The sequence below is a fragment of the Melissospora conviva genome (genome assembly GCF_049523535.1).
GTDB classification, from domain to species: Bacteria; Actinomycetota; Actinomycetes; order Mycobacteriales; family Micromonosporaceae; genus Melissospora; species Melissospora conviva.
Window position 1 is genome coordinate 777468 of record NZ_JBLLDT010000002.1, and the last position, 17234, is coordinate 794701.

The following is a 17234-nucleotide window of genomic DNA, read 5'->3' on the forward strand; positions in this document are numbered from 1 at the left end:
GGTAGCGTTCGAAACGACCGGCCATGCCTGGTGGGAGGACGACATGCTCGGCACTGAGGACTTCCTGCCCGTACCGGTACCGGAGTCGCTGAACGCGACCTACCTGGTGCCGGTGCCGAATCTGCCCGAGGTGAGCCCGGCGACCGCGCTGGACGCGATCGCCGAGCGCCTGGTCGAGCCGATTCGCAGCCTGGCCCGGCAGATGCTCGACAGCCCGCTGCTGACCGTCGACACCCGGCTGGTGGAGGAGTTCCCGCCGCTGCCCCGTGACCTGCTGACCGCCTTCGGCGCCGCCGAGGAGCAGCTCGAACGCCTGGACGCCGCCCGCTACGTGGTCGTCGTGCAGGCCGAGTTCCGGCCCGGCTGGCCGCCGGCCCACGAGTGGGGCGCACGGGCGGTCGCCGCGGCGATCGCCACCGCGGTCGGTGCGGAGATCGTCGACGTCTTCGCGCTGCGCTTCCTGGATCCGGAGACGGCGCTGCGGTCACTCCCCAACGAGCAGGGCCGTATCCGGCTGGTCGACTGGGTGCTGGTGCCGTACTCCCCGCAGGGCGACACGCTCTGGTTCACCACGAAAGGGCTGCGCCGCTTCGGGTTGATGGAGCTGCAGGCGCAGGGCGTACCGGACGGGCTGGCCCGGGCCTGGGGCGCGGTGATGACCGGCGCGGCGCGCCGGCTGCTGCGGCACTGGAGCGAGGCGCTCGGCGAGGAGGACGTGCCGCCCTTCGCCCAGCTGCCGATGGTCACCGCCGTCACCGGTCACGACATCGCCGTGGCGTACGGCAATCCGCGCCGGCACGTCGGGACGGCGCCGGTGCGGCTGCGGTTGGAGCTGGACCCGGCGACCGACCCGGACGGCGAGTCGTTCCTGAGCCTGCTCCCGCCGGAGGGGCACCTGGGAGCGCCGGCCCGCTACTTCGCCGAGGCCTGCGCGGCGCTCTTCGGTGGCGAGGAGTCGACCGTCGCGCACGCCGAACCGGACGACGAGATGGACCAGGCGATCGCCACCGCCCGGGCGAGCCTGCCCTCGATCCGCAACCGCTTCCTCAACGGCCGGCTGCCCGACGAGACCCAGCTGGTCGTCAAGTACGCCCTGGAGACCGTCGACGGCCCCGAGTTCGTCTGGATGGGCGTCACCTCATGGGCCACCCCGGAACGACTCACGGGTGCCAGCGCCAGCGACGCGGCCTGCGACCCGGCGGTGCGCATCGGCGCGCCGGTGGCGGTCTCCGCCGAGGACGTCGTCGACTGGGCCCTGCTCGATGCCACCGGCGTCGTCGAGGGCGGCTGGACACAGGCGGTGCTCGACGCCGCGCAGCAGGCGCAGCCGGAACGCTGAGCGGGTCAGCGCACCGAGGAGGGCACGAACGGGGGCCGCACCACCTGCATCGGCAGCCGGCGACCCCGGACGTCGACCTCGACGGTGTCCCCCTCGGCCAGGCCCGCGGCGCGGTCCAGCAGGGCCAGCGCGACGCCGGCCTTGCGGGTCGGTGAGAAGGTGCCGCTGGTGACGGTGCCGACCACGGCGTCGCCGGCGTGCACGCTCATGCCGCAGCGGGGGATCCCCCGGCCGGCGGCGACCAGACCCCAGAGGGTACGGCGGGCGCCGGCCTCCTTCTCGGCCAGCAGCGCCCCGCGTCCCCAGAACGCGGGCTTGTTCCAGCCCACGGCCCAGCCGGAGCGGGCCTGCACCGGGGTGATCTCCGGCGAGAGGTCCTGGCCGTGCAGCGGGTAGCCCATCTCGGTGCGCAGCGTGTCCCGGGCGCCCAGGCCGGCGGCGACCAGCCCGTACGGCGCGCCGGCGGCGAAGAGCGCGTCCCAGACCGCCACCGCCGCCGCGGCCGGCACAAGCAGCTCGTAGCCGTGTTCCCCGGTGTAGCCGGTGCGGCAGACGATCACCTGCGCGCCGGCGAAACCGGCGGTACGGAAGCTCATGTAGTCGTGCCCGGCGGGCAGGCCGAGCGCGGTCAGCAGTTCGGCCGAGCGCGGCCCCTGCACCGCCAGCACGGCGTACGCGTCGTGCAGGTCCTCGACGGTGATGCCCTCGGGCGCGGCGGCGCGCAGCCGGCGGAGCACCTCGGCGGCGTTGGCCGCGTTGGGGATCAGGAAGATGTCGTCGTCGGCGACGCGGTAGGCGATCAGGTCGTCGATCACGCCGCCGGTCGCCTCGTCGCAGCAGAAGGTGTACTGGGCCTGCCCGGTACCGACGCGCTCAAGGTCCGCGGTCAGGCAGGAGTTGACGAAGGCGGCGGCGCCGGGGCCGGCGACCCGCAGCTTGCCCAGGTGTGACACGTCGAAGACCCCGACCTGTTCGCGGACCGCGGTGTGCTCGCGCAGCACCCCGGAGCCGGCGTACTCCAGCGGCATCAGCCAGCCGCCGAAGGGTGCGAACTTGGCGCCGAGCGCGGCGTGCCGTTCGTGCAGCGGCGAATGCCGGAGGCCGGGATCGGGAAGTGCGCTGGTCGCATCGGTCATGTTTGGCAACCTACCGGGAAGAGCACCGGCCGGGCGGCTCGGCCGCACCGCCACCTCAGGTGGTCGGCGACGTCCCAGCTGCGGCGGGTAGGTTCGCCGGAGACCTTCCATCCGGCCCGCACACCCCGCGGGCCCAGTCCTGTTCCGGAGACGCCGAGTGACATCACCCAGCACCACCTTGAGCCTTGTCGACAGCGACCCGGCGGAGCTTGCCGTCGACGCGATCGTCATCGGCGTGTACTCGCAGCGCCCCGAGGGCGACGCCACCGCCGACGGGTTCGCCGACACCCTGCTGCTGGCCGCGGGCGCGGAGAGCATCGCCGCCGCGTTCGACGGAAACCTGACCCGCACCCTCGCGCTGCTCGGCGCCACCGGCGGCGCCGGCGAGGTGACGAAGGTGGCCACGCTCGGCACGGTCAGCGCCCCGGTGCTGGCGGTCGTCGGGCTCGGCTCCGAGCCGTCGGGGGCCGCCCCCGCGCCGGAGACGCTGCGCCGGGTCGCCGGCACGGCGGTACGCGCGCTGGCCGGCGCCGGGCGGGTGGCGCTGGCGCTGCCGCTGCCCGACGACGCCGACGCCCCGGCCGCGCTGCGCGCGGTCGCCGAGGGCGCGCTGCTCGGCGGCTACCGGTTCGCCGGCTACAAGACCAAGCCGCAGCCGACGCTGCGCCCGCCGGTGGCCGAGGTGCAGATCGCGGTGCCCGACGCCGCCGACGCCGCCGCGCAGGCCGAGATCCGCCGCGCCGCGGTGGTCACCGCCGCCGTGCGGCTGACCCGCGACTGGGTCAACGCCGCCCCCAACGAGCTGCGCCCGCCGTCGTTCGCCGAGAAGGTCACCGAGGCCGCGCAGGCCGCCGGTCTCGGTGTCGAGGTGCTCGACGAGAACGCCCTCACCGAGGGCGGCTACGGCGGCATCCTCGCCGTCGGCAACGGCTCCGCGGCCCCGCCGCGGCTGGTCAAGATCTCCTACACCCCGGCCGGAGCCGAGGGCGGCAAGCGCGTCGCGCTGGTCGGCAAGGGCATCACCTTCGACACCGGCGGCGTCTCCATCAAGCCCGCGCAGGGCATGTGGGAGATGAAGTCCGACATGGGCGGTGCGGCTGCGGTGGCGGCGACGATGCTGGCCGTCGCGGAGCTCAAGCCCGCGGTGGCGGTGCACGCGTACGTGCCGATGGCCGAGAACATGCCCTCGGGTACGGCCTACCGCCCCGGCGACGTGGTCACGATGTACAACGGCAAGCGGGTCGAGGTGCTCAACACCGACGCCGAGGGGCGGATGGTGCTGGGCGACGCGATGGCACGGGCCTGTGAGGACGGCTGCGACTACCTGCTGGAGACCTCCACCCTCACCGGCGGCCAGGTGGTGGCGCTGGGCAAGCGGATCGCCGGCGTGATGGGCAGCGACGAGCTCTGCGAGCGGGTCCGGGTCGCCGGTGACGCCACCGGTGAGCCGGCCTGGCCGATGCCGCTGCCGGACGAGATCCGCAAGGGCATGGAGTCCGACATCGCCGACATCCTGCAGGTGCAGGCCGGCATGGACCGCTCCGGCCACATGCTGCAGGGCGGCATCTTCCTGCGCGAGTTCGTCACCGATGACGTGGCGTGGGCGCACATCGACATCGCCGGTCCGAGCTACCACTCGGGTGAGGCGACCGGCTACTGGACCAAGGGCGGCACCGGTGTTCCGGTGCGGACGCTGGTCGCGCTCATCGAGGACATCGCGGCCAACGGCTGACCCGTGCCGGTGGTGGGCGCCCGGGTCGGGTGCCCACCACCGGGCGCTCAGGTGCCGGGCACCCACCGGGCGGTCAGGTGCCGCCGGAGTGTCAGAAGAGCTCGGGGCGGCGCTTGCGCCGCTCGTTGTAGTCCCGCATCCGCTGCGGGTAGCCGACCAGCCGGACATCGTAGATCGGGATGGCCATCTTGTGCGCGAAGCGCCGAGCCTCACCCGGATCGGTGACACGCCGACGAGTCCACTCGCCGTCGTGCGCGATGAGGATCACCGTGGTCTCGGTGACCGTCGTCCGAGGTTCGATGAACGCTTCAACACCCTGCCGGCTACGGATAAACTGCTCAAGGTATTCGAAGTCGGTGCGACTCGCCGAGCGGTCACCCGCTTTGCCACCGTCTGATTTTTTGCGTCGTCGAAACAGCGCCACTGATCATCCCTTCCGCACCCACGCCGAACTGCGGCCAGCGTACGTTGCAGCCGGGTGGGATTGGGCACCTCGCTGCGCGGTGTGGGTGCGGAAGTGACAAGATGACCGAGGCGAGTGTGCCCTTGCCTTGGGGCACGCCCTCGTAGCAGCGAAGCGACCCGGGAGTGAACTGTGAGTCAGCCGAACGACGAAACCTTCGACGTAGTGATCCTCGGGGGTGGCAGCGGCGGCTACGCCGCTGCGCTGCGCGCCGCGCAGCTCGACCTCTCGGTGGCGCTGATCGAGAAGGCCGAACTCGGTGGTACCTGCCTGCACCGCGGCTGCATCCCGACCAAGGCGCTGCTGCACGCCGCCGAGGTCGCCGACCAGACCCGCGAGTCGGAGCAGTTCGGCGTCAAGACCGAGTTGCTCGGCATCGACATGACCGGCGTGAACTCCTACAAGGACGGTGTCGTCGCCCGGCTGTACAAGGGCCTGCAGGGCCTCGTGAAGTCCGCCAAGGTCACCTTCGTCGCGGGTGAGGGCAAGCTCGTCGGCCCGGACACCGTCGAGGTGGACGGCAAGCGCTACACCGGCCGCAACGTCGTGCTGGCGACCGGCTCGTACTCGCGCAGCCTGCCCGGCCTCGAGGTCGACGGCGAGAAGATCATCACCAGCGAGCACGCGCTCAAGCTGGAGAAGGTCCCCTCCTCGGTGGTCGTGCTCGGCGGCGGCGTGATCGGTGTGGAGTTCGCCAGTGTCTGGCGCTCCTTCGGCGCCGACGTCACCATCGTCGAGGCGCTGCCCCGGCTGGTGGCGGCCGAGGACGAGGAGTCGTCCAAGGCGCTGGAGCGGGCGTTCCGCAAGCGCGGCATCAAGTTCAAGGTCGGCAAGCCGTTCGAGAAGGTGGAGACCACCGACTCCGGTGTGAAGGTGAGCATCGCCGGCGGCGACACCGTCGAGGCCGAGCTGCTGCTGGTCGCGGTCGGCCGCGGCCCGACCACCGCCGGCCTCGGGTACGAGGAGCAGGGCGTCAAGATGGACCGCGGCTTCGTCCTGACCGACGAGCGGCTGCGCACCAGCGTGCCGAACGTCTACGCCGTCGGCGACATCGTGCCCGGCCTGCAGCTGGCGCACCGCGGCTTCCAGCAGGGCATCTTCGTCGCCGAGCAGATCGCCGGCCTCGAGCCGGCCGTGATCGACGAGAACGGCATCCCGCGCGTCACCTACTCCGACCCGGAGCTCGCGTCGGTGGGACTGACCGAGGCCAAGGCCAAGGAGCAGTACGGCGCTGACAAGATCAAGACCTACAACTACAACCTGGGTGGCAACGGCAAGAGCCAGATCCTCAAGACCGCGGGCTTCGTGAAGCTGGTCGGGATCGAGGACGGCCCGGTCGTCGGCATCCACATGGTGGGTGCCCGCGTCGGCGAGCTCGTCGGCGAGGCGCAGCTCATCTTCAACTGGGAGGCCTACCCGGCGGAGGTCGCGCAGCTCGTGCACGCGCACCCGACGCAGGGCGAGGCGCTCGGTGAGGCACACCTGGCCCTGGCCGGCAAGCCCCTGCACGCCCACGCCTGACAGTTTTCCCACGGTGACCCGCGGCAGAGCGGGCCACGCGCAAGACGCGACAAAGGAGCCTTGAGAAATGCCGGTATCGGTCACCATGCCGCAGCTGGGTGAGAGTGTCACGGAAGGCACGGTCACCCGCTGGCTCAAGCAGGAGGGCGACACGGTCGAGGCGGACGAGCCGTTGCTCGAGGTCTCGACCGACAAGGTCGACACGGAGATTCCGTCCCCTGCGGCCGGCACTCTGAGCCGGATCGTGGTGCCCGAGGACGAGACCGTCGAGGTCGGCGCCGAACTTGCCGTCATCGCCGAGGAGGGCGAGGAGGCCGGCGGCGCCGCGCCGCAGGCCGAGGCCGAGGCGGAGCCCACGCCGGAGCCGGAGCCGCAGGCCGCGCCGGAGCCGGAGCCCACGCCGGAGCCGCAGGCCCAGCCCGAGGAGTCGGCACCCGCGGCTTCCGGTGGCGCCGAGGGCACGCCGGTGACGATGCCGGCGCTCGGTGAGAGCGTCACCGAGGGCACTGTCACCCGCTGGCTCAAGGAGGTCGGCGACACCGTCGAGGTCGACGAGCCGCTGCTGGAGGTCTCCACCGACAAGGTGGACACCGAGATCCCCTCCCCGGTCGCCGGCACCCTGCTGGAGATCAAGGTCGGCCAGGACGAGACCGCCGACGTCGGCGCCGAGCTGGCGATCATCGGCAGCCCGGGCGCGGCGAAGGCCGCGGCCCCGGCCGCGAAGCCGGAGCCCGAGGCGAAGGCCGAGCCGAAGCCGGAGCCCAAGCCGGAGCCGAAGGCCGAGGCGAAGCCGGCACGGCAGCGCCCCGCCGAGTACAACGAGGAACCGACGCCGGGCATGTCGTACTCGGAGCCGGCCCCGCAGGCGGAGACCGCCAAGGATCCGGCCAAGGCCGAGGCGCAGTCCCAGCCGCCGGCGCCGAGCGCCGGCGCGAAGTCGCCCGCCCAGGGCGGCGCGGCCGAGGAGTCCCCGGGTTACGTCACGCCGCTGGTGCGCAAGCTCGCCGGCGAGCACGGTGTCGACCTCTCCACCGTCACCGGCACCGGTGTCGGTGGCCGCATCCGCAAGCAGGATGTGCTCGCCGCCGCGGAGAAGGCCAAGGCCGCGCCGGCTCCGGCCGCCGCTGCGCAGGCCCCGGCGAAGCCCGCCGGCAAGCCGGCGCCGAAGCCGCAGGTGAGCGCCAAGCGGGGCAGCGTCGAGAAGATGCCGCGGATCCGGTCCGTCATCGCCAAGCGGATGCACGAGTCGCTGCACGAGATGGCGCAGCTGACCACCGTGGTCGAGGTGGATGTCACCAAGATCGCCAAGCTGCGGGCGCAGGCCAAGGACGACTTCCTCGCCCGCCACGGCGTGAAGCTCTCCTTCCTGCCGTTCTTCGCCCTCGCGGCCATCGAGGCGCTGCAGACCTACCCGGTCGTCAACGCCCAGATGGACCTCGACGCCGGGACGATCACCTACCCGGACGGCGAGAACCTCGGCATCGCGGTCGACACCGAGCGCGGTCTGATGGTGCCGGTCATCCACAACGCCGGTGACCTCAACCTGGCCGGCATCGCCCGGCGGGTGGCCGACATCGCGGAGCGGACCCGGACCAACAAGATCAGCCCGGACGAGCTGGCCGGCGCGACCTTCACGCTGACCAACACCGGCAGCCGCGGGGCGCTCTTCGACACCCCGATCGTGCCGTCGCCGCAGTCGGCGATGCTCGGCACCGGCGCGGTCGTCAAGCGCCCGGTCGTGGTCAAGGACTCGGAGCTGGGTGAGGTCATCGCGGTCCGCTCGATGATGTACCTGGCCATGTCCTACGACCACCGGCTCATCGACGGCGCCGACGCCGCCCGCTTCCTGACCGCGGTCAAGGAGCGGCTGGAAGGCGGCCACTTCGAGGCGGAGCTGGGCCTGTCCTGATCCGACGACGAAGGGCTCCCCGGCCGCCCGGGGAGCCCTTCGTCGTTCCCGGCCGGTGCCGAGAATCCCGGCAGCAGGGCCTTGCGGCACCCGATCACCCCGTCGCCGCGCCGATCGGCAACGGTTCGGCGCTGCGCCACTCGTACATCCGGTTGTCGCGGTGGAACCGCATCAGCTCGACCTGGTCGAGGGTGATCAGGACCGGCTCGGTCACCACCGCGGCGAGCGCGGCGGCTACGGGGCGGGCGTCCTGGCCGGTGTTGGCGTACGCGATGCTGACGTGCGGCCGGAAGCCGGCCACCTGGTCGGCGCTCTCCGGCACCCGCTGGGGCCCCAGCACCTCACCGATCGCCTTGCGCACCGCCAGGCGTACCGCCAGGATCGGCTCGGCCGGGACGGCGGGCAGGTAGATCGCCTCGGCGCGGACCACCGGACGGTGCAGGGTGACCAGCGGCGCCGGCACGGCGGCGAGTTCCTGCCCCAGCACCGGCCACAGTCGCCGCAGCTCCTCGGCGCCCACCTCGTCGAGGAAACCCACCGGCTGCATCGTCAGGTGCAGCCAGGGCAGCGGAATCAGATCCAGGCCCGTGAAGGGCTCCAGCGCCTTCTGGTACGTCCGCACCAGCCCCGCCAGCTCCCGATGGCGTCCCATGGCGAAGTGGCAGGCGTGGTAGTGCCGGCCGCTCCGGTGCCCGGGACGCCACCACCAGTGGTCCCGCATACGCTCGGCGTCGGTCACCGTCCACACCCCCGTCCGGCTGCGTGATCGTCCTCTTCGGCGAGGCGCAGGTCACCGCGCGAGGCTACAACGCGACGGGGCGAAAGACCGGGATCCACAGTGCTCAGGTGCGGTAGCAGTCGGTAAGTCCGCCGGGCAGGGCCAAAGGTCCCTTATCGCGACAAAGGTGAATGTAGGCACATCTGCGCTGGCGGCGCGCAGCCCGAATCCAGGGCCTCCCTAGCATCGTGACGTGACGGTGATCAACAACACGGACCGTGGCCGCGACTACCACAGCCTCCTCGACCTGCACCATTCGATCCGGCTGCGGCGCAGCCTGCGCGGCGAGGGTCCACACCGGTCCGACGACACCGACTACCTCGGCGAACGCCTCGCCGCCTGGCCCGAGCGCCGCGACGACCAGCGCCTGATGCGCGAGAGCCTGCCGCTGCTCGAACCCCTCACCGACACCCTGACCCACCTCTACACGTCACTCTTCGCGACCGGCCCGCACCTGCGGGCCCTCTTCCCCGGCTCGCTTGCCGCCCAGCGCGAACGACTCGCCTGGTCGCTGACCCAGCTCATGGAGCACCTCGACTCCCCCGAGCGGCTGCTGACGATGTTCGCCGAATACGGCCGCGCCCACCGCAAACTCGGCGTCCGCGCGGTGCACTACGGCCCGTTCGGGGACGCCTTCATCGCCGCCCTGCGCCGGCACGCCGGACCGGCCTGGTCCGCACCGTACGACGCGGCCTGGCTGCGGGCGTACGGGTTCCTCGCCGACGTGATGAGCCACAGCGCCGACGCGGCGCTGAGCAGCCCGCCGTACGTGCACGCCACGGTGACCACCCACGAGCGGCGCGGCGCGGACCTCGCCGTGCTGCGGGTCGCCCCCGCCGGGCCGTACGACTACCACGCCGGGCAGTACGCAACGCTCGCCTCCGCCCGGCTGCCGCACACCTGGCGCAGCTACTCGATGGCCGGGCCACCGGCCGCCGACGGCGTACTGGAGTTCCACGTGCGCGCCACCGGCGCCGGCCAGCTCAGCGACGTGCTGGTGCACCGCACCGCGGTCGGGGATCGGCTGCTCGTCGGCCCGGCCCGCGGCACGATGACGCTGGCCGCGCAGACCGACGCCCCGGTGCTGCTGATCGCCGGCGGCACCGGGCTCGCCCCGCTCCGCGCCCTGCTCGGCGAACTCGCCGCCCGGAGTGCTCCCCCGCCCACCTGGCTCTTCGTCGGCGGCCGCACCCTCGACGACCTCTACGACCTGCCCGCCCTCACCCGCTACGGCCAGGAGTACCCGTGGCTGCGCGTGGTGCCGGCGGTGGCCGAGGGCGAAGCCGGGCCCTACGAACAGGGCACGGTGGTGGACGTGGTCAGCCGGCACGGCTACTGGGACGGCCACGACGCGTACCTGGCCGGGCCGGCGAGCATGGTCCGGCTGCTGACCCGGCGGCTGGTGGAGCTGGGCGTGCCGGCCGACCGGATCCGTCACGACCAGCAGTGAACCGCCCCTGACCTCCGCCCCGGAGTGTTATCGGCCAAGATAGGAGGATGCGCATCCTGATGGCCGGGGCGTCCGGCTTCCTCGGCACCCGCCTCGCCGACCGCCTCACCGCCGACGGCCACGAGATCACCCGTCTGGTCCGCCGCGAGCCGCGGGGAGCCGGTGAGATCGAGTGGCAGCCCTCCACCGGCAATCTCGACCCCGCCGTGGTCGCCGCCGCCGACGTGGTGATCAACCTGGCCGGGGCCGGGGTCGGCGACAAGCGCTGGACCGAGGCGTACCGGCGCACGATCCGCTCCAGCCGGGTCGACAGCACCGCGACGCTCGCCACCGCCATCGCCGGACTGCCGGCCGCCGACCGGCCGAAGGCGCTGCTCAACAGCTCCGCGGTCGGCTGGTACGGCGACACCGGTGATCGGCCGGTCGAGGAGGACGCACCGGCCGGCGAGGGCTTCCTCGCCGACGTCTGCCGGGTCTGGGAGGCCGCCACCGGTCCCGCCGAGGACGCCGGCGTACGCGTGGTGCGGCTGCGCACCGGACTGCCGCTGGAGAAGTCCGGCGGGCTGCTCAAGCCGATGCTGCTCCCCTTCAAGCTCGGCATCGCCGGGCGGCTCGGCAGCGGCCGGCAGTGGATCCCGTGGATGTCGATGCCGGACTGGCTGGAGGCGATGGTCTTCCTGCTCGAGTCCGACATCGCCGGGCCGGTCAACCTCGTCGGCCCGAACCCGGTGACCAACGCCGAGTTCACCCGGGAACTCTCGGCCGCGCTGCACCGTCCGGCGGTGATCCCGATCCCCGCCGTGGCGCTTAAGGTCGCCCTGGGCGGCTTCTCCACCGAGGCGCTGAGCAGCACCCGGGTCCTGCCGGGCGTGCTGCGTCGCCGCGGATTCACCTTCCGGCACCCGGAGCTGGCCGAGACTCTGCGGCTCGCCCTGGCGGGCTGACCCGGGCAGCTGCTCCTGCCGGTCCGTTCCACGTCGAGCGGCCCGGCGGGACCAAATCCGGACAGCGACGCCGGTTCAGGGCCACACTCGCCGAGCGTCGTCGCGCGGGTTGGTAACCTCCGGCACGTGCCGAAGTCTCCGTCGCGGTCCAGCGAACCTCCTCCGGAGCGTGCCGGCACCCGGCGCCTGCCGCACTGGCGCAGCGACCTGTTCACCGTGCTGGCCGCCTTCGGCCTGGCGTTCCTGGTCACCGCCGGCCTGTGGCTGGACCCGAACGGCCGGGCGATCACCGTCAACTCCAGCGACCAGGCGCTCTTCGAGTGGCTGCTCTCCTACGGCGCGCATGCCGTCACCCACGGCGAGAACCCGCTCTACACCACGCTGCTGAACTATCCGCTCGGCGTGAACCTGGCCGTCAACACCTCGATCACGGTCTACGCCGTGGTCTTCGCGCCGCTGACCTTCCTCGCCGGAGCGCCGATGACCTTCCTGGTCATCCTGACGCTGAACCTCGCCGCGACCGCCATCGCCTGGTACTGGCTGCTCTCCCGGCACCTCGTCGGCAACGGGTTCGCCGCCGCCCTCGGCGGGCTTTTCATCGGTTTCGCGCCCGGCATGGTCTCGCACGCCAACGCCCACCTGAACTGGACGGCCGGCTGGCTGGTGCCGCTGCTGATCTGGCGGGTGATCCAGCTGCGGCAGCCGGGGCGCTGGCTGCGCAACGGGCTGATCCTCGGCGTGCTCGTCGCCATCGCCTTCTCCATCGCCGCCGAAGGGCTCTTCTTCACCGCCCTGGCGCTGGCGGTCTTCCTCGCCGTCTGGGCGGCGCAGCCGCCGCACTGGGGTCAGGTACGCGCCGCACTGCCCTCCTTCCTCCGCGGGCTCGGCGTCACCGCCGTGACCGCCGGCGCCCTGCTGGCGTACCCGCTCTGGCTGCACTTCGCCGGGCCGCAGCGCTTCCACGGCACCGGCTTCGACGCGATCGTCCACTCCGAGGACCTGGCCGCGTACGGGGCCTATCCGCAGCGCAGCCTCGCCGGGCTGGCCGGACTCGACACCGGCCTGGCCCCGAACCCGACCGAGGAGAACAGCTTCTTCGGCATCCCGCTGCTGCTGCTGGCCGTCGTCTGCTTCGTGCTGCTGTTCCGGTACGGCAACCGCTCCCGCCGGGCCACCCTGATCGCGCTCGCGGTGACCGCGATCGTCTTCACCGTGCTCTCCCTGGGGCCGGTGCTGAAGTTCAACGGCAGCGTGACCGACACCGCGCTCCCCTTCGCCACGCTCGGCCGGCTACCGGTGATCAACGCCGCGCTCCCCTCCCGGCTGGCCCTGATCATCGGGCCGATTCTCGGCATCCTGCTCGCCTACGCCGCCGACCTGCTCATCCGCCGCCGCCGTGGTGCCCGGTCCCGGGCGATCTGGATCGTCGCCTTCGCTGTGGCGCTGGTGCCGTTGATCCCCGCGCCGCTGCTGACGCTGCAACGCGAGCCGATCCCGCAGTTCATCACCGCCGGCACCTGGCGCGAGTACGTCTCGCCCGGCGGCGTGCTCACCCCGCTGCCGCTGACCCTGGACGTCACCCCGGACGGGCAGCGCTGGCAGGCGTACGCGCTGGCGGACAACCAGGGCGAGTTCGCGATCCCGAGCGGCTTCTTCCTCGGCCCCGGTGGGCCGGACGGGCGCGGCAAGATCGGTCCGGTCGTCCGTACCTTCGACTCGATGGTGGCCCGGGCCGGGCAGACCGGCCGGGTCCCGCCCGTCACCCGCGCCACCCGCGTCGCCGCGCTGCAGGACCTGGAGTACTGGGACGTGCAGGTGGTGGTCCTCGCCGACGCGCCGCACGGCGCGAAGTGGCCGGTACGCGCCGACGCGGTGCGGCAGGTCGCCACCGAACTGCTCGGCGAGCCGACCCGCGTGGACGATGTCTGGCTCTGGACGAAACCCGCCAACGGCTGGGTCGGCTGACGCTGTCACGACGAACGGCTGCCGATCCCCGAGTGCGGGCTAGGCTGACGGCGTGACCAGTACGCTTCCCGCCCTCACCGCCGTCCACGCCGGCATCGTCGACTACCAGCGCGCCTGGGACGAGCAGCGCCGGCTGCACGCCGAGGTCGCCGACGGCGAGCGCGGCGACACCGTCCTGCTGCTGGAGCATCCCAGCGTCTACACCGCCGGCAAGCGCACCGAGGCATGGGACCGCCCGATGGACGGCACGCCCGTTGTCGACGTCGACCGCGGCGGCAAGATCACTTGGCACGGACCGGGGCAGCTCATCGGCTACCCGATCATGAAGCTGCCCGATCCGATCGACGTGGTCGCCTACGTACGCCGCACCGAGCAGCTGCTCATCGACGTCTGCGCCGAACTGGGCCTGACCGCCGTACGCGTCGACGGGCGCAGCGGCGTCTGGGTGCCGGCCGACGAGCGCGGCCCCGACCGCAAGGTCGCCGCGATCGGCATCCGGGTCGCCCGGGGCGTGACCCAGCACGGCTTCTCCATCAACTGCGACTGCGACCTCGGCGCCTTCGACAAGATCGTGCCCTGTGGCATCCGTGACGCCGGCGTCACCTCGCTCACCGCCGAGCTGGGCCGCCCGGTCACCGTCGCCGAGGTCCTCCCCGTCGTCGAACGCCACCTCCCCACCCTCCTGGCCTGACCCGCCGGCCGTACCGCTCGGTCCGGCCCCGCACCCCGGTTTTCGAGGTGCGGGGCGGATCCGCGGCAGGGTTACGGCGTCAGACGGTGCAGGTCCCGGGGGAAGGCCGTCACCTCGCGGACGTTGGCCGCCCCCGTCAGCCGGGCCACGAAACGCTCCAGCCCGATGGCGAAACCACCGTGCGGCGGCATGCCGTGCCGGAACGCGTCGAGATACCCCGCGTACGGCTGGACCGGCTCGCCCCGAGCCGCGAGCGCGGCGAGGTACTCCTCGTGGCGGTGCAGCCGCTGGCCGCCGGTGACCAGTTCGACGCCGCGGAAGAGCAGGTCGAATCCGTTGGAGTAGCCGGGCCGCGCCGGGTCGGGGTGGGTGTAGAAGGGACGCTTGGCCATCGGGTAGCCGGTGACGAAGACGAAGTCGCTGCCGTGCTCGCGCAGCGCCCACTGTCCCAGTGCCCGTTCGTGCGCCGGAGCGAGGTCCGGTTCGGCGGCGGCGGCGCCGGCGATCCGCAGCGCGTCGGTGAAGTGCAGCGCCGGGATCCGCGCCGGCACCTCGGGCACGGTGACACCGAGGGTCGCCAGCGCCGCACCGGCCCGGTCCTCCACCACTGCCAGCATCCCCGCCAGCACCTCGCGCAGCACCGCCATCACCTCGGTGTGGTCGGTGACGAAGCCCAGTTCGGCGTCGAGGGAGGTGTACTGCGCCAGGTGCCGCCCGGTGTCGTGCGGCTCGGCCCGGAAGACCGGCCCGACCTCGTAGACGCGTTCGAAGACGCCGACCATGAGCTGCTTGTAGAACTGTGGCGACTGCGCCAGGTACGCGGGCCGGCCGAAGTAGTCCAGCGCGAAGACGTTCGCCCCGGACTCGGTCGAGCTGCCGACGATCTTCGGGGTGTGGATCTCCACGAAGTCCCGGGCGTCGAGCGCCGCCCGGAACCCGGCGACCGCCGCCGCGGAGATCCGCAGCGCCGCCGAGCGGGTCGGGTGGCGCAGCGCCACCGGCGCGTGGTCGAGCTGGGTGGGCAGGGTCGCCGTCAGGGCAGGGCGGAACAGGTCGAACGGCGGCGGTACGGCCGGGGTGCCGAGCGGGCGTATCACGGGGTCGATCAGCTCGACCTGGTCGGCGCCGACCGCCCCGGCGGTCGCGGTGCCGGTGGTTTTGGCCCGGAGCGCGACGATGCCAGTGACGGCGACGACGCTCTCCTCGGTGAGCTGTTCGACCTGGGCGCGGGTGGCGGAGTCGGCGACGACCACCTGGGTCAGTCCGGTGGCGTCGCGGAGGATGAGAAAGGCCACCGACTTGAACAGCCGGCGGCGGTGGACCCAGCCGGCGACGGTGACGGTCGCGCCGAGATGGGTGGGGAGCTGGTGGGACAGGATGCGTTGCACGGCTACCTCCTTGATCGATCGCAACGCGATCCCCAGGGAGGTGCGGGCGAGCGGGAAACCTCGCGGTACCACCGCACCTTCGCCCCCGCATGACGCGGGAGCCTCATTCGTCGCCTGATGACCGGGGCCGGCCGGGCGGGCTCTACTGAGCGCGTACGCGCCGTTCTGCCCGCAGCTCGGGAGGGTCTTCACGCCCCGGTGCCAGACCGCCTCGCAGCACCCGGCGGCTCTCTTGAACTGGCGTTCCGGGCCACTACTCGGCTCCGTCGTCGCTGTTGGGGCCAGCGTATAGGGGGCGCCGACGGGCCGCGAGCGGATTTCGGCGCCGATCGGAGCGGTGCCGGGCAAAGGTGACGGCGCTCGCCCATCGGGTCATCGATGCCTTCTCCGGCGTAGGCTGGTCCGGTGACGATCGCTCCTGAAGGACGCCGACTGCTGCGTATCGAGGCTCGCAACGCGGAGACGCCGATCGAGCGCAAGCCGCCGTGGATCAAGGTCAAGGCGAAGATGGGCCCGGAGTACACCGAACTCCGCGGCCTGGTCTCCCGCGAGGGCCTGCACACGGTCTGCCAGGAGGCGGGCTGCCCCAACATCTACGAGTGCTGGGAGGACCGCGAGGCGACCTTCCTCATCGGCGGCGACCAGTGCACCCGGCGCTGTGACTTCTGCCAGATCGACACGGGCAGGCCCGCCGACCTCGACCGTGACGAGCCCCGCCGGGTCGGCGAGTCGGTCGCCACGATGGGGCTGAAGTACGCCACCATCACCGGCGTCGCCCGTGACGACCTCCCCGACGGCGGCGCCTGGCTCTACGCGGAGACGGTCCGCCAGATCCACGCCCTGCAGGCGGGCTGCGGCGTGGAGCTGCTGATCCCCGACTTCAACGGCGAGCCGAAGCTGCTGGCGGAGGTCTTCGACTCCCGCCCCGAGGTGCTGGCGCACAACGTCGAGACCGTGCCGCGGATCTTCAAGCGGATCCGCCCCGCCTTCCGGTACGAGCGCTCCCTCGACGTGATCACCCAGGCCCGTGACGCCGGGCTGGTGACGAAGTCCAACCTGATCCTCGGCATGGGCGAGGAGCGCGCGGAGGTCTCCCAGGCGCTGCGCGACCTGCACGCCGCCGGCTGCGAGCTGATCACCATCACCCAGTACCTGCGGCCGACCCCGCGTCACCACCCGGTGGAGCGCTGGGTCAAGCCGGAGGAGTTCGTCGAACTGCGCGACGAAGCCGAGCAGATCGGTTTCTCCGGGGTGATGAGCGGGCCGCTGGTGCGCTCGTCGTACCGGGCGGGGCGGCTCTACCGCCAGGCGCTGGAGGCCCGCGAGAACGCGGCGGCGACCGCCTGATCGGTCGCCCTCAGCACGGTTTGCCGTTGGCGAATGGAAACGAGACGAGCCACACCCCGTCGACCCGCTCAAGCGTGATCTCGTTCTCTCTCCGATCTCCGGGTTTTGAGCCGACACCGGGCTGCGTCTCGCCACGCTTCACCATGAATGACGAGGTCCCGTCGAAACACCCGTGGACCTCCGCCTCATCACCGTTGATGGTGACGGTGAACGGTTCGAATGAGTACGTCCCCAGGCGCACCAGACCTTCTTGCTTTCTCTCGAAAGCCACGGCGTCCTTGTAGACCTGTTCCGTCACGATGCCCTTGAGCGCGGACGCGAGATTTCTGTCTCTGATGTCTCCAGGAGCGAACACGACGTCGTGGAAGCCCTTCACCGCGTTGAGGACCTCGCGCTCGGCGGACGTGAAACCGTCGGCGTCGGCAGTTGCGGTGGCGATGGCGGCTGCGCTCGGGGGCGCGTCCGCCGACGGAACGGCGCCGTCGCCCGGGCCGCACCCGCCGAGGGCAAGGAACCCGGCCAGTGCCGCAGCCGCGACCCGCCGACGTCGTGGACTGGTCACAAGGATCCT

General features: G+C 72.2%; 14 protein-coding genes. 9 read left to right on the forward strand and 5 right to left on the reverse strand.

Features of this window, described 5'->3' with window-relative positions; genetic code table 11:
- The first annotated feature begins 43 nt into the window (after positions 1–43).
- A complete protein-coding gene (locus ACK8GG_RS08580; RefSeq protein WP_440354827.1) occupies positions 44–1339 on the forward strand; it encodes a DUF2314 domain-containing protein in 1296 nt (431 codons plus the stop codon).
- Positions 1340–1344: 5 nt separating this feature from the next.
- Here the strand turns inward: ACK8GG_RS08580 and gcvT are convergent, their stop codons facing one another.
- The gene (gcvT, locus tag ACK8GG_RS08585; protein WP_440354828.1) at positions 1345–2475 is read right to left on the reverse strand and encodes a glycine cleavage system aminomethyltransferase GcvT; all 1131 of its coding nucleotides are present in this window, start codon (positions 2473–2475) and stop codon (positions 1345–1347) included.
- A gap of 157 nt (positions 2476–2632) precedes the next feature.
- Here gcvT and ACK8GG_RS08590 point away from each other — a divergent pair, with 157 nt between their 5' ends.
- Positions 2633–4207 (forward strand): leucyl aminopeptidase, encoded by a 1575-nt coding sequence (locus tag ACK8GG_RS08590; RefSeq protein WP_440354829.1) that lies wholly within the window; start codon positions 2633–2635, stop codon positions 4205–4207.
- Positions 4208–4298: 91 nt separating this feature from the next.
- Here ACK8GG_RS08590 and ACK8GG_RS08595 read toward each other — a convergent pair whose 3' ends face one another.
- Positions 4299–4631 carry a hypothetical protein gene (locus ACK8GG_RS08595; protein WP_440350483.1) on the reverse strand — a complete coding sequence of 111 codons (333 nt, stop codon included), beginning with the start codon at positions 4629–4631 and terminating at the stop codon, positions 4299–4301.
- A 171-nt stretch (positions 4632–4802) separates the two neighbouring features.
- Between ACK8GG_RS08595 and lpdA the strand changes: the two genes are divergently transcribed.
- Positions 4803–6191, forward strand: a complete 1389-nt coding sequence (gene lpdA / locus ACK8GG_RS08600; protein WP_440350484.1) for a dihydrolipoyl dehydrogenase — start codon at positions 4803–4805, stop codon at positions 6189–6191.
- A 67-nt stretch (positions 6192–6258) separates the two neighbouring features.
- Complete coding sequence (sucB, locus tag ACK8GG_RS08605; RefSeq protein WP_440355983.1) at positions 6259–8100, forward strand: 2-oxoglutarate dehydrogenase, E2 component, dihydrolipoamide succinyltransferase; 1842 nt, start codon at positions 6259–6261, stop codon at positions 8098–8100.
- Between the two features lie 94 nt (positions 8101–8194).
- Here sucB and ACK8GG_RS08610 read toward each other — a convergent pair whose 3' ends face one another.
- Positions 8195–8839: a 2'-5' RNA ligase family protein gene (locus ACK8GG_RS08610; RefSeq protein WP_440355984.1), complete on the reverse strand. Its 645-nt coding sequence runs from the start codon at positions 8837–8839 to the stop codon at positions 8195–8197.
- 232 nt (positions 8840–9071) lie between these two features.
- On the opposite strand from ACK8GG_RS08610, the gene ACK8GG_RS08615 reads away from it, so the two are divergent.
- The 4 genes from ACK8GG_RS08615 to lipB all read left to right on the forward strand — a co-directional run bounded on the left by ACK8GG_RS08615 (position 9072) and on the right by lipB (position 13928).
- Complete coding sequence (locus ACK8GG_RS08615; RefSeq protein WP_440355985.1) at positions 9072–10328, forward strand: globin domain-containing protein; 1257 nt, start codon at positions 9072–9074, stop codon at positions 10326–10328.
- A 47-nt stretch (positions 10329–10375) separates the two neighbouring features.
- Positions 10376–11272 (forward strand): TIGR01777 family oxidoreductase, encoded by an 897-nt coding sequence (locus ACK8GG_RS08620; protein WP_440350488.1) that lies wholly within the window; start codon positions 10376–10378, stop codon positions 11270–11272.
- A gap of 126 nt (positions 11273–11398) precedes the next feature.
- The gene (locus ACK8GG_RS08625; protein WP_440355986.1) at positions 11399–13237 is read left to right on the forward strand and encodes a DUF6311 domain-containing protein; all 1839 of its coding nucleotides are present in this window, start codon (positions 11399–11401) and stop codon (positions 13235–13237) included.
- A gap of 52 nt (positions 13238–13289) precedes the next feature.
- Positions 13290–13928, forward strand: a complete 639-nt coding sequence (gene lipB, locus ACK8GG_RS08630) for a lipoyl(octanoyl) transferase LipB (protein WP_440355987.1) — start codon at positions 13290–13292, stop codon at positions 13926–13928.
- Between the two features lie 71 nt (positions 13929–13999).
- Here the strand turns inward: lipB and aspS are convergent, their stop codons facing one another.
- Positions 14000–15316 (reverse strand): aspartate--tRNA(Asn) ligase, encoded by a 1317-nt coding sequence (aspS, locus tag ACK8GG_RS08635; RefSeq protein WP_440355988.1) that lies wholly within the window; start codon positions 15314–15316, stop codon positions 14000–14002.
- A 405-nt stretch (positions 15317–15721) separates the two neighbouring features.
- Here aspS and lipA point away from each other — a divergent pair, with 405 nt between their 5' ends.
- On the forward strand, positions 15722–16663 hold the full coding sequence (lipA, locus tag ACK8GG_RS08640) for a lipoyl synthase (RefSeq protein WP_440355989.1): 942 nt from the start codon (positions 15722–15724) through the stop codon (positions 16661–16663).
- 10 nt (positions 16664–16673) lie between these two features.
- Here lipA and ACK8GG_RS08645 read toward each other — a convergent pair whose 3' ends face one another.
- Positions 16674–17225: a hypothetical protein gene (locus ACK8GG_RS08645; RefSeq protein ID WP_440355990.1), complete on the reverse strand. Its 552-nt coding sequence runs from the start codon at positions 17223–17225 to the stop codon at positions 16674–16676.
- Between the last annotated feature and the right edge of the window lie 9 nt (positions 17226–17234).

Bases quoted from the DNA above. Each gene is read 5' to 3' on its own strand.
- ACK8GG_RS08580 (WP_440354827.1), top strand. From the start codon at position 44: ATGCTCGGCACTGAGGACTTCCTGCCCGTACCGGTACCGGAGTCGCTG.
- gcvT (WP_440354828.1), bottom strand. From the start codon at position 2,475: ATGACCGATGCGACCAGCGCACTTCCCGATCCCGGCCTCCGGCATTCG.
- sucB (WP_440355983.1), top strand. From the start codon at position 6,259: ATGCCGGTATCGGTCACCATGCCGCAGCTGGGTGAGAGTGTCACGGAA.
- ACK8GG_RS08620 (WP_440350488.1), top strand. From the start codon at position 10,376: ATGCGCATCCTGATGGCCGGGGCGTCCGGCTTCCTCGGCACCCGCCTC.